We start from the raw sequence: 12611 nt of genomic DNA on the forward strand, positions 1-12611 counted from the left end.
TATAAAATTTATTATTAACTTATAATTTTATTAAAAAAATTATTATTTAAGTTATATTTTTTTATAAAACTTCTTGAAATCTTATTAAATTTTAATTTTGTATGAATTTAGCTGGGAAGTGAAATTATGGGAATTAAGGATATATTAATGTATGATGAAACAGTTTTTAAAAATATAAATGTGTTTAATCCAGATTATAGTCCTCAAAATTATGATTTTAGGGATAGACAAATGGAAGCTATGGCTATGGATATTAAACCAGCTTTAAGGGGAGGCCGTCCAACTAATGCAGTTATTTTAGGATCTTGTGCAACAGGTAAAACTACTGCTGTTAAAAGAGTTTTTGATATTGTTGAAGAATCAACTAATAAAGTGGTTTGTTGTTATATTAATTGTCAACTTCATACAACTCGTTTTAGTATTTTTTCTCAAATTTTTAAGAAAATTTTTGGTCATGAACCTCCTGAAACTGGAGTTCCTTATTCAAGAATTTATAAGCAAGTTATGAATTATTTAGTTGATAAAGATAAAGCATTAATGGTTGCATTTGATGATGTAAATTATCTATTTCAGAATAATCAAGCAAATAAAATATTTTATGATATTTTAAGAGCTTATGAGGAATTTCCAGGAGTAAGAACTGGTGTTTTTGCTATTGTTTCTGATTTAGAATTTAAATATGCATTAGATAAAAATGTTAATACTGTATTTATTCCACATGATATTGTTTTTCCACCATACAGTCGTTCTGAATTATTAAGTATTTTATCAAAAAGAGTAGAACATGGTTTTTATGAAGGTGTAATATCTGATGAAATTCTTGAAGAGGTAACTGATTATACTTTAGATAGTGGGGATTTAAGGGTAGGTATTGATTTACTTAAAGTTTGTGGAAATATTGCTGAGGCTAATGCAAGTCCAGTTGTTACTGAAGAATTTTTAGAAGAAGCTAAAAATAAACAAGTTTCTGTAAATCTTATTGAAACTTATAAATCTTTAAGTGATGTAGAAAGACAATTATTAAAAATAGTTGCAGATTCTGATGAAGTTTTAACTGCTGGTGATTTATCTAAAAAGTTTAAGGAAGTTACTGGTTTAAGTTATGCAACTTTTAATAGAACTTTAGATAAATTAGAATTTTTAAGATTAATAGATACTAAACTTACTGGAAAAGGTGTAAGAGGTAATTCAAGACAAATATTATTAAGATTTAATCCTGAAGATATTCGTAATATTAATTAAATTTTAATTTAAAACTTTTTTATTATATTTTTCTTTATTACTTTTATTAGGTAATATTATTGTTTTATTTGCATTAATAATAGCATTAGTCTATGGAATTGAAATTAATGAGTTTAGTGGAACTTTAGCTTATACTGCTTTATTATTTATAAATCTATTCCAATTAATTGCATATTCCATTTTATATAAAATTACAATGAATTAATTATTTTTTTTATTTATGGTGAATTTTATGAGTGATTTAAATATTAATAACATGGAATTAATATCAAATTATAATCCTGATTTAAAATATTCTGATCCAGAGTTAGTAGAAATTTTAGATAATTTTTTATTACATGATGTATTTGAAAATTGTAATTTATCTACAAGATCTAGATTACTTGTAACTTTAGCAACTTTAATTTCAAATCAATCTTTAAATCAGTATTCTGAAATTTTAATTAAATCAGGAATTACTCCTATTGAAATCAAAGAAATATTATATCAATCAATACCTTATATTGGTCTTGCAAAAGTATATGATTTTTTAAATAAAACAAATGATATTTTTAAAGATCTTAATATAAATCTACCACTTCCTAAACAATCAACAACTAATAGAAAAAATAGAGTAAAAGTAGGTTATGATATTCAGGCTAATAATTTTGGTCGAGATTTTATAGATTCAAGTATTGAAAATGCTCCTGAAGGTCAGAAACATATTTGGGATTTTATTTCTGGTTTTGCTTTTGGTGATTTTTATGCAAGAAATGGATTAAGTGATAAAGATAGAGAATTAATTTCATTTACATTTATCTTGTCATTACGTGGATGTGAAAATCAGTTAAGAATTCATGTTAAAGGTAATTTAAAAGTAGGTAATGATAAAGAAACTTTAATTAGCACTATTTCTGCACTTGTACCTTATATCGGATTTCCAAGAGTACATAATGCACTTGCAATAGTTAATGAAGTTTGTGATAATAAATGAAATTATTTTAGTTTTTTATAGTTATAAAAAATAATTTTTAAAAATAGTTATTTTTTTAAGTTTTTAATATATACTCCATTTATATAAATATGATTTTTTAGGTTTGTGGCTTTTAATTATTAAAACTTTAATGAAGTATATATTAATATAATTTATTTTAAGTAAATAAATTAAAATGATATTAAATATTGTTTTATTATATTTTTAAATAATTTTAAAATAATATGTATAATAAGTTTATTTACTTATTATACTAATTGAATAATAATTAGCATAATTTCTTATGCTGGTTAATCTATCTATTACTTTATTACTTTATTGCTATTTAATTTAGTTAAATAATTATAGGTTTTTAAATTTTTTAAGGCATTTTTAATGTTTAAAGCTATAGTTAACTAAATTATGCATGGAATACTAATAGTTAATTAAAGTAATAAAGGGTTTGGTATGTATTTGTTATGACGAATTTTAACAAATATTTTTTAATATTATACTTTAATAATAGATAGTACAGTAATAAGCAATACTAATAAAACCATTAGTATTACCATGCAAGATTGAATATTTATATCATTGAATACTATTACATCATAAAGTGTAGTTTTTTTTTCTTAAATCTGCATTTAACTTTGTATCAGTATTGTTAAACATTTTAATCACTCTCTATTTTTAATAGTGTTGAAAATGATATATAAAGAAAAACCGAGACCCCATTTGAAAATTAATATTTATAAATAAAAAATTAATTTTAAGTTTTATCTAAAATTTTTAGTAATGTGTTATTATGTCCTTAAACAATGAATATCAAATTAAATTAAATAAACCATATGAATTTTTCGATGTTACTGCAGATATTGGATTTTTTGCTTATGGAGAAACATTAGAAGAATCTTTTGAAAATTCTGGTCTAGCAATGTTTAATGTTATTTCTAATACATCAAATGTTGAATGTAATGAAGAATTTAATATTGAAGTTGAATCTGAAGATTTAGTTTCTTTACTTTATGATTATTTAGAAGAATTACTATTTTTATCTGATGTTAATTTTGTATTATTTTCTGATTTTAATATTTCAATAATAAAAGGAGATAAAAATCTAGAAAATCCATATAAGTTAAAAGGAATAGTTAAAGGAGAATCTATGGATTGGAATAAACATCAAAGAGGATCTGAAGTTAAAGCAATAACTTTCCATATGATGGAAGTTCTTGAGAAAAATGAGTATTTTATGACACGTGTCATACTTGATTTATAAAATTTTAAATTAATATTAAATTAATTTTTTATTTTAAGAGTTATTATTTTCATAAATTAGTTTTTATTTTGATTATTTATTTTAATTCTTCTTTTTTTATTTTTTTAGTTTTTATTTTGTTTTAATTCTTGTTCTAGTATTTAGTTTATTGATTTAGTTAATGAAATAATTATTTTTAGTTTTTATTATTTTTTAACTACATTATATATTATTTTTTATATATTTTTAATTTCTAAGTATAATAACTATTAAGTATTTATGTAATCAATATTATATTATAATAAAATATTGAGAGTATTGATATTTTAAATAATTTAAATTTTGACTAGTATTTTTAATTATTTTAACGATTATTCTATTAAAATTTACAGTGATTATATGAGTATTAAAGATGAAGTTGTAAAAGTACGTGATAATGTTTGGGAAATTCCAAGTAGTTATAAAAAAGCTATGAGAGTTCCTGGAAGAATATATATTGATGATGAAGGGTTTAAAACTATTGATGAAGGTTCACTTGAACAAGTAGCTAATGTAGCTTGTTTACCTGGAATTCAAAAATATTCTATAGGATTACCTGATATTCATTTTGGTTATGGTTTTAGTATTGGGGGTGTAGGTGCAGTTAGTACTAAAAATGGTGTTATAAGTCCTGGTGGTGTAGGTTTTGATATTAATTGTGGTGTAAGATTAATAAGAACTAATCTTACTGAAGATGATGTAAAACCTAAACTTAAAGAACTTGTAGATGTATTATTTAAAAATATTCCATCTGGTGTAGGAAGTAAAGGAAGAGTTCATCTTAAACAAAATCAAATTGATGATGTTTTAAACTATGGTGCTGAATGGGCTGTAGAAAATGAATATGGATGGGATGAAGATTTAAAATTCTTAGAAGAAAATGGTAGAATGTTAGATGCAGATGCATCTGTTGTTTCAGATAAAGCTAAAAGTAGAGGTATTCCTCAATTAGGTTCTCTTGGATCTGGAAATCATTTCTTAGAAGTTCAAAAAGTTGATGAAATTTATAATGAAGAAGCTGCTAAAGCATTTGGTATTGTTCCTGGAACTATAACTGTTATGATTCATTCTGGATCACGTGGTTGTGGTCATCAAGTATGTTCTGATTATTTAAGATTAATGGATAAAGCATATAAAAAATATGAAGTTAATCTTCCAGATAGACAACTTGCATGTGCTCCTCTTGATTCTATCGAAGCTCAAAATTATATAAGGGCAATGTATGCAGCTGCTAATTATGCATGGGCTAATAGACAAATGATGACTCATTGGGTAAGAGAATCATTTGAATCAGTATTTAACCAATCTGCTTCTGATATGAATATGGGTATTGTTTATGATGTAGCACATAATATTGCTAAAAAAGAAAATCATAAAATTAGAAAATTTAGTCAGGATGTTTATGTTCATAGGAAAGGTGCAACAAGAGCATTTGGTCCTGGTAGAATAGAAGTTCCTAAAGAATATCGTAGTATTGGTCAACCTGTTTTAATTCCAGGAACTATGGGTACTGCTTCATATATTCTTCATGGTACTGATGTTGCTATGGAAGAAACATTTGGTTCAACTGCTCATGGTGCAGGAAGAGTATTATCTAGAACTCAAGCTAAAAAAGATTTCACTCCTGAAGGTATTGAAAAAGATCTTGAAAGTAAAGGAATTGTAGTTAAAGCTAATACTAGTCCTGTTCTTGCTGAAGAAGCTCCAGGTGCTTATAAAAATATTGATAGTGTAGTTAAAACATCTGATATGGCAGGTATTGCAAAACTTGTAGCAAAAGTTACACCTCTTGCAGTAACAAAAGGATAATTAGGTGATTGTGTGTTAGGAATTATTGGTGGTAGTGGAGTAGAAGAAATAACTGAACTTGCAGATTCAGTTGAGGAAAAAACTGTTAACACTGAATATGGGTCTGTTAATGTATCTTTATTAAGTATTAAATCAAAAAAAGTTGTTTTTATACCTCGTCATCATAAAGGACATACAACTCCTCCACATAAGATAAATTATAAAGCAAATATAAAAGCTTTAAAAGATTGTGGTGTAGATCAAATTATATCAACAAATGCAGTAGGTTCAATTAATATGCAAATGCCTCCAGGATCTATTGTACTTGCAGATGATTTTTTAGATTTCACAGTATTAAGAGATAGAACTTTCTTTGATAATCAAGTTATTCATATTGATATGTCTGAACCTTATTGTCCAAGACTTAGAAAAGCAATATATGATAATCAAACTGAAGATTGTCCTGTTATATCTCATGGAACTTATGTTTGTACTGAAGGTCCTAGATTTGAAACTCCTGCAGAAATTAAAATGTTTAAAATTATTGGTGGAGATATTGTTGGAATGACTGGCCTTCCAGAAGCAGTACTTGCACGTGAAATGGGTATTTGTTATGAAACAATATGTGTTGTTAGTAATTTTGGAACTTCAATCTCTCCAACTAAATTAACATTTGAAGAAGTTGGAGAAATTATGGCTCAGAAAAAAGAAAGTCTTTTAGCATTAATTTATAGAACTATTCTTTCATTAGATGATGATTATGATTGTGAATGTCATCATTCATTAGAATAAGTTTTATTCATGGTTAAATTTTAATTTTAAGCTTATTTAAGTTTAATTTCTATAATATAATTATATTATTCTTATTTAAGTTTATTTTTAGAATTTTACTTAAAATTAAAATTTTTATATTATTTATTATATTATATACTAAATATTTATTAAGAAATAAAAAAAATATTATATATAAGTTTTGTTAAATTAAATTTAAATTATAGAATTTTTATATTATATTAGAGGAAGTGATTTTTATGGTAACAATTACAATAGATCATGATAAATGTGATGGCGAAGATGAATGTGGAGACTGTGTAGATTTATGTACTATGGAAGTTTTACAATGGGTAGATGGTAAAGTTACTCCTGTTGATATAGATGAGTGTAGTCTATGTGAAACTTGTGTAGATTTATGTCCTAATGAATGTATTGTAGTTAAAGATGATTAGGAGGCTTTTTTATCTCAAAAGTTATACTTTTATGTGGTAGTCCACGTGCTGATGGAAATACTATGAGTGTTTTAAAAATTTGTGCTAAAGAGATTGAAGCTAATGGTCTTGATACTGAAATCATAAACATTGGGGATAAAAATATTCACTCTTGTATTGCTTGTGGATCCTGTGGTGAAACTGGTAAATGTGTTTTTGATGATGGAATTAATGAAATTGCAGATAAATTAAGAGAAGCTGATGGTTTTATTCCTGCTGCTCCAGTATACTTTGGTACTGCTCGTGGAGATATAATGGCTGCTCTTCAAAGAATTGGTAAACTTTCCCGTGGTAATGATAAATTCTTATCTTGGATGGTTGGTGGACCAATTACTGTTGCAAGACGTGGTGGATTAACTTTAACATTACAAGAAATGTCAATGTTCTTTATCATTAATGAAATGATTATTCCTGGAAGTAATTACTGGAATATGGTTTTCGCTGGCCCTAAAGGTGCTTATAAAGATGATGAAGATGGAATTGCAACAATTAAATTATTTGCAAATAATGTTGCAAAATTAATTAATAAAATTAAAGATTAAATCTTTATTTTTATTATTTACTTGTTTTTTTAATTTTTGATTATTACTTGTTTTTTTAAAATTTTAATTTATTGAGGTACTTTTTATGAAAATCGCTGTATCATCATCAAATGGTAAAGATGTTGATTTACATTTTGGTAAGTCAAAAACATTATATATTTATGATTTTAATGGAGAAACTACTGAATTTCTTGAAAAACGTGAAGTTGAAATCGATGAAGATAGAAGACATCAAGGTGTAAAAATTGTAAAGCTTTTATCTGATGTTGATGTTGTTATTTGTGTTCAAATTGGTTTTAAATCTAAAATGCGTTTAGATAAAAAAGGAATTAAAGTTTATCAAGATGAAGGTCCTATTAATGAAGTTTTAGAAAGATATGTTAATCATTATAAATTTATGAATAAACCTTTAAATATTTGAATTTAAACAAAGTTTTATATATTATTAAATTTAAAAATTATATTAACCTTTTAGGGCGGGTTTTAAACTTTTAAAACTTTTATTTCAAAATATTTTCAAATTAAGATGGGCAGAGCCCATATCAGTTAAATTGTAAATTGGAAACTTAATTAATTTATTTATCTTATTTTAAAGATATAACTCTCTTTATTTAGAGTACTAGGTTTTCTAGTTAATTTTTTATATATTTAATTTGTATTTTATTCTATAATTATTGTAGAAATTTTCTTTTTCAAGATAAGTTATTTATCTTTTTTTAAAAATTGAAAATCTAGTTATTAGTATATATGATATTTACAATACTGATATTCAAAATTTAATCATGTTAGATAGCCGTATCTAACTTTATCAATTAATTAATAAAATTTCTTATATAACTAATGGATTAACAAAAAACTATTGTGAGGAATGATATAAGATGGCAAAAGCTAAACGTCGAGTACGTGATACTTGGAGAGAAAAAGTATGGTATACTATTAAAGCACCTGTTGAATTTGATGATAAAGAAATTGGAGAAACTCCTGCTAGAGATCCTGAATTTTTAATTGGAAGATCTGTTGATGTTACTATGAGGGAATTAACTGGCGATTTCTCAAAACAATACATCAAATTAAATTTTGAAATTGATAATGTTGCAGGAAAAGTAGCAAATACTAAATTTGCAGGACATAAAATCACTTCTGACCGTATTAGAAGTATGATTAGAAGAGGTACTAGTAGAATTGATTCTATTGTTATTGCAAAAACTAAAGATGATCATGATATTAAAGTTCATGTTTTAGCTGTAACTAATAAAAGAGCTAAATCTTCTCAACAAAAATTCATGAGAGAAACTATTCAAAATTTAGTTACTGAATCTGCTAGTGAAAAATCTTTCAAAGAATTCACTGAAATTTTAACTAATGGTAGATTAGCTTCTGAAATTTATCATAATGCTAAAAAAATCTACCCTCTTAATAGAGTAGAAATTATTAAAAGTAAAGTTTTTAACTAGATTTAGTTAAAACTTTATTATTTATTTAATTAAAGTTTTTAGTTTTTTAAAAACTTTTATTTTTTATTTTTATTTATTTTATTAAATTTTTTATTAAATTTTATTAATTGTTTATTATAAACTATTTTATTTTTTATTTTTTAGTCTATTTTTCAATTATTTTTTATATTAAAACAAAATTTTATATTTAATTAATTACATAAGTTTAAGTAATTTTTATTGAAATGTGATTTTATGACTGGACAAATATGGATAAATGTTATTTCTGTAATAATATTGTTTATTTTAGGGGCTTTTATTTATAAAAGAAAAGCATTAGATTTCTTAGGTTCTGTCTGTATGATAATTATGGGTATTGTCATATTATTATCTGCAGGTTTAAATTGGTTATTAATTATTGTCCTATTTTTCATTATGGGAATTGCTGCAACTTATTATTCAAAGGATTATAAAAAAAGACTTGGTGAATTTGAAGGTAGACGTACTGCTAAGAATGTTATTTCTAATGGAGTTGTAGCATTTGTAATGGCTGCTTTTGGTGGTTATTATCTTCCATTTGTTGGTGGTTTTATAGGTGCTATTGCTACAGCAACTTCAGATACATTAGGTAGTGAAATTGGTGTTCTTTCAGTCCCTCGTTTAATCACTAGTTTTGAAAAAGTTCAACCAGGTACTAATGGTGCAGTTTCTGTTAGAGGTACTGTTGCTGGTATTATTGGTGCTGCAATTATTGGTATTGCTGCATTTTTACTTGGTGTTTTACCAGATATTTGGATTTCACTTAAAATATCTATAATTTCAGGTACTGTAGGTTGTTTTATGGATAGTTTATTAGGGGCTTTATTTGAAAACCGTAATTATTTAACAAATGAACATGTTAACTTATTAGCTACTATTACTGGAGCTATTGTTGGAATTGTTTGTTGTTTCTAAATATTTTTTTTTATTTTTCTTGTTTTTTTAGTTGTTTAGGTTTTATTTTTCTTGTTTTAGATGTTTTTATTTCTATTTATTTTATTTGTTTAGTTGATTTTTATTTTTATTTTGTTTGTTGATGTTTTTTTAGCTATTTTTAATAAAAATTATTTTTTAAATTTTATTTTTATATTTTTTTTTAATTTGAATTTTGATAATCTATTAAATTTTATATTTTTTTCAATGTTTTTTTAAATAAATTTTATATGTTTTTAAATCAATATCTATATTTATAATATTTATTTTATGATTTTTTTTAATCATAAATTTACTATTTAAAATAGTAATTTTATTTTATATTGGTGATTTTTAATGAAAGGATTAATATTAGTAATGGACGGTATGGGAGATCGTCCTTTAAAAGAACTTAATAATCAAACTCCTCTTCAAGCAGCTAATACTCCAAACATGGATAGAATGGCTAAAGAAGGTATAACAGGAATTATGGATTCTATTGCTCCAGGTATTAGACCTGGAAGTGATACTGCTCATCTTTCTATTTTAGGATATGATCCATATGAAGTATATACTGGAAGGGGTCCTTTTGAAGCTTCTGGTGTTGGATTAGATGTTATTCCAGGAGATATTGCATTTAGATGTAATTTTTCAACTATGGATGAAAATGGTATTGTAACTGACAGACGTGCTGGTAGAATTAGGGAAGGTACAAAAGATCTTGTTGAAACATTAAATAAAATGGTAATTGAAGGTTATGAAGATGTTAAAATAATATTTAAAGAATCTACTGGACATCGTGCAGTTTTAGTACTTAGAGGTGAAGGTTTATCTGGTAATGTTTCAGATGCAGATCCTAAAGTTGAAGGTAAAGCTCCTGCTAAAGTTGTTGCTTTAGATGATACTGAAGAAGCTAAAAAAACTGCAGATTTAGTTAATAAAATAGTTATGAAAACATATGATATGATTAAAAATCATCCAGTGAATCTTGAAAGAATTGAAAATGATTTACCTCCTGCTAATGTTGTTATTCCTCGTGGTGCTGGAGAAGTTCCTGATGTAGAATCTTTCAATAATAAATATGAAGTAAATTCTGCATGTATTGCAGAAACTGGTTTAATTATGGGTATTGGTCGTTTTGCAGGAATGGATATTATTGAAATGGATGATGTTACTGGTGGAGTAGACACTAATCTTGAAAATATTAGAGATACTATTGTAGACCAAGTAAATAATTCTGAGCATGATTTCTTTTTAATTAACATTGATGGTGCAGATGAAGCAGGACATGATGGTAATACAAAACAAAAATTAGAATTTATTGAAAAAGTTGATAAAGTAGTAATGAGTGAATTATTAAAACTTGAAGATTGTTATATCTTTTTAACTGCAGATCATTCAACACCAATTTCAGTTAAAAATCATACTGGAGATCCTGTACCTATCTTAATTAGAGGTCCTGAAGTAAGAACTGATGATGTATGTGAATACAATGAATTTTCAACTTATAAAGGAGGTCTCTGTAGAATTAGAGGCAGTGATGTAATGAATATTATGTTAGATTTAATGAATTATTCTCATAAATTTGGTGCTTAAATAATCCTTTGAGGTTTTAATATGGTAAATAAAACTTTATTTGGAACATCTGGAATTAGGGGAGAAATTGGTTCTGAAGTTACAGCAGAACTTGCATTAAATGTAGGTAAATCTCTTGCAAGTTATCTTGGTAATGAAGGTAATGTTGTACTTGGTTATGATACTAGAACTACTAATAAAATGTTAGATCAAGCTATTACTGCAGGTCTTATTGAAAGTGGTGTTAATGTTATTAAATTAGGAATGGTTCCAACTCCTCTTGTAGGTTATGCTACTGAAAAATTATCTGCAGATGCAGGTGTAATGATAACTGCTTCACATAATCCTTCAAAATATAATGGTATTAAATTATGGAATAAAAATGGTATGGCATATACTCCTGCTCAAGAAAAAGAAATTGAAGATATTTATTATAATAAAAAATATATTAACATTTCTTGGGATAAAATAGGTTCAATATCTGAAAATAATGAAATTAAAAAAGTTTATATTAATGATTTATTAAGTATGGTCGATATTAAACCAGGATTTAAAGTTGTTATAGATTGTGCATCTGGAGCAGGTAGTGAAATATCTCCTATTGTATTTAGACGTGCTGGATGTGAAGTTATTACTTTAAATTCACAAGCTGATGGATTTTTCCCAGGACGTAATCCTGAACCTAATGATGCAAACTTAGGATCTCTTAAAAAAGTAGTGAAAGCTACTGGAGCAAACTTAGGTATTGCACATGATGGTGATGCTGATCGTATGATGGCTGTAGATGAAACAGGTAAAGTTGTTGACTTTGATAAACTTCTTGCACTTGTTGCATCTAAATTTGGAGGTACTGTAGTAACTACTGTAGATGCAGGTATGGTTATAGATGAAGAAGTTGCTGCTGTTGGTGGAAAAGTTTTACGTACTCCTGTAGGTGATGTTGCAGTTGCTGATTCTATTTTAAAAAATAATGGTAGTTTTGGTGGTGAACCTTCTGGAACATGGTTACATCCTGATTTCTGTATGTGTCCAGATGGTTTATTATCTGGTTTAAGACTTGCTGATATTGTATCTCATGAAGGTCCACTTTCTGAACTTCTTGGTAAAATGCCTGATTATCCAAATATTCGTGAAAAAGTTACATGTTCAAAAGAAGATAAAGTTAAAATAATGGAAAACATGGAAGAATTACTTAAAGATACTTTTGATGATTTTGATGATGTAAATACTATTGATGGGGTACGTTTAAGTTTTAAAGATGGTAGTTGGGTACTTATAAGACCATCAGGGACTGAAAATTATATCAGAATAACTTTAGAAGCAAAAACTGAAGAAAAAGCAAAAGAAATTAAAGATAAATCTATTGAATTAATTAAATCTAATTTATCTTAATTTTTCTTAATTTTTAAATATTTTTTTGTATTTTTTTTTAGTTTAAATAAATCAATTAATTTTTGATTTTTACTTATTTTTATTGTTTTTTATATTAATTATATTATTTTTTTTAATTTTTTTACTTATTTTATTGTTTTTATATTAAGTGTTCTATTTTTTTTATTTATTTTATTG

12 protein-coding genes are annotated in these 12611 nt (G+C 25.6%); all 12 read left to right on the top strand.

The annotated features are described in order from the left end of the window. Positions 1-126 precede the first annotated feature (126 nt). The 12 genes from BGI41_RS03035 to glmM all read left to right on the top strand — a co-directional run bounded on the left by BGI41_RS03035 (position 127) and on the right by glmM (position 12434). The gene (locus BGI41_RS03035; protein WP_088538770.1) at positions 127-1242 is read left to right on the top strand and encodes an ORC1-type DNA replication protein; all 1116 of its coding nucleotides are present in this window, start codon (positions 127-129) and stop codon (positions 1240-1242) included. A 232-nt stretch (positions 1243-1474) separates the two neighbouring features. Next, a complete protein-coding gene (locus BGI41_RS03040; protein WP_158211963.1) occupies positions 1475-2215 on the top strand; it encodes a carboxymuconolactone decarboxylase family protein in 741 nt (246 codons plus the stop codon). A gap of 784 nt (positions 2216-2999) precedes the next feature. After that, the gene (locus BGI41_RS03045) at positions 3000-3470 is read left to right on the top strand and encodes an archease (protein ID WP_088538772.1); all 471 of its coding nucleotides are present in this window, start codon (positions 3000-3002) and stop codon (positions 3468-3470) included. Between the two features lie 378 nt (positions 3471-3848). After that, positions 3849-5297: an RtcB family protein gene (locus BGI41_RS03050; RefSeq protein WP_088538773.1), complete on the top strand. Its 1449-nt coding sequence runs from the start codon at positions 3849-3851 to the stop codon at positions 5295-5297. Between the two features lie 12 nt (positions 5298-5309). Beyond that, complete coding sequence (gene mtnP, locus BGI41_RS03055; protein WP_088538774.1) at positions 5310-6068, top strand: S-methyl-5'-thioadenosine phosphorylase; 759 nt, start codon at positions 5310-5312, stop codon at positions 6066-6068. Positions 6069-6307: 239 nt separating this feature from the next. Further along, complete coding sequence (locus tag BGI41_RS03060) at positions 6308-6502, top strand: ferredoxin (RefSeq protein ID WP_088538775.1); 195 nt, start codon at positions 6308-6310, stop codon at positions 6500-6502. A gap of 11 nt (positions 6503-6513) precedes the next feature. After that, positions 6514-7083 carry a flavodoxin family protein gene (locus BGI41_RS03065; protein WP_088538776.1) on the top strand — a complete coding sequence of 190 codons (570 nt, stop codon included), beginning with the start codon at positions 6514-6516 and terminating at the stop codon, positions 7081-7083. Positions 7084-7168: 85 nt separating this feature from the next. Next, positions 7169-7504 (top strand): NifB/NifX family molybdenum-iron cluster-binding protein, encoded by a 336-nt coding sequence (locus BGI41_RS03070; protein WP_088538777.1) that lies wholly within the window; start codon positions 7169-7171, stop codon positions 7502-7504. Positions 7505-7961: 457 nt separating this feature from the next. Beyond that, a complete protein-coding gene (locus BGI41_RS03075; protein WP_088538778.1) occupies positions 7962-8537 on the top strand; it encodes a 30S ribosomal protein S3ae in 576 nt (191 codons plus the stop codon). Between the two features lie 234 nt (positions 8538-8771). Then, the gene (locus BGI41_RS03080; RefSeq protein WP_088538779.1) at positions 8772-9470 is read left to right on the top strand and encodes a TIGR00297 family protein; all 699 of its coding nucleotides are present in this window, start codon (positions 8772-8774) and stop codon (positions 9468-9470) included. Positions 9471-9824: 354 nt separating this feature from the next. Next, complete coding sequence (locus BGI41_RS03085) at positions 9825-11063, top strand: 2,3-bisphosphoglycerate-independent phosphoglycerate mutase (protein ID WP_088538780.1); 1239 nt, start codon at positions 9825-9827, stop codon at positions 11061-11063. 21 nt (positions 11064-11084) lie between these two features. Continuing rightward, the gene (gene glmM / locus BGI41_RS03090) at positions 11085-12434 is read left to right on the top strand and encodes a phosphoglucosamine mutase (protein ID WP_088538781.1); all 1350 of its coding nucleotides are present in this window, start codon (positions 11085-11087) and stop codon (positions 12432-12434) included. Positions 12435-12611 lie beyond the last annotated feature (177 nt).

This window comes from Methanobrevibacter sp. 87.7, from assembly GCF_002208625.1.
Classification (GTDB): domain Archaea; phylum Methanobacteriota; class Methanobacteria; order Methanobacteriales; family Methanobacteriaceae; genus Methanarmilla.

What these genes read in the sequence shown, in the direction of transcription:
- BGI41_RS03080 (WP_088538779.1), top strand. Translation starts at nt 8,772, where the DNA reads ATGACTGGACAAATATGGATAAATGTTATTTCTGTAATAATATTGTTT.
- BGI41_RS03045 (WP_088538772.1), top strand. Translation starts at nt 3,000, where the DNA reads ATGTCCTTAAACAATGAATATCAAATTAAATTAAATAAACCATATGAA.
- glmM (WP_088538781.1), top strand. Translation starts at nt 11,085, where the DNA reads ATGGTAAATAAAACTTTATTTGGAACATCTGGAATTAGGGGAGAAATT.
- BGI41_RS03070 (WP_088538777.1), top strand. Translation starts at nt 7,169, where the DNA reads ATGAAAATCGCTGTATCATCATCAAATGGTAAAGATGTTGATTTACAT.
- BGI41_RS03075 (WP_088538778.1), top strand. Translation starts at nt 7,962, where the DNA reads ATGGCAAAAGCTAAACGTCGAGTACGTGATACTTGGAGAGAAAAAGTA.
- BGI41_RS03035 (WP_088538770.1), top strand. Translation starts at nt 127, where the DNA reads ATGGGAATTAAGGATATATTAATGTATGATGAAACAGTTTTTAAAAAT.
- BGI41_RS03040 (WP_158211963.1), top strand. Translation starts at nt 1,475, where the DNA reads ATGAGTGATTTAAATATTAATAACATGGAATTAATATCAAATTATAAT.
- BGI41_RS03060 (WP_088538775.1), top strand. Translation starts at nt 6,308, where the DNA reads ATGGTAACAATTACAATAGATCATGATAAATGTGATGGCGAAGATGAA.
- BGI41_RS03085 (WP_088538780.1), top strand. Translation starts at nt 9,825, where the DNA reads ATGAAAGGATTAATATTAGTAATGGACGGTATGGGAGATCGTCCTTTA.
- BGI41_RS03050 (WP_088538773.1), top strand. Translation starts at nt 3,849, where the DNA reads ATGAGTATTAAAGATGAAGTTGTAAAAGTACGTGATAATGTTTGGGAA.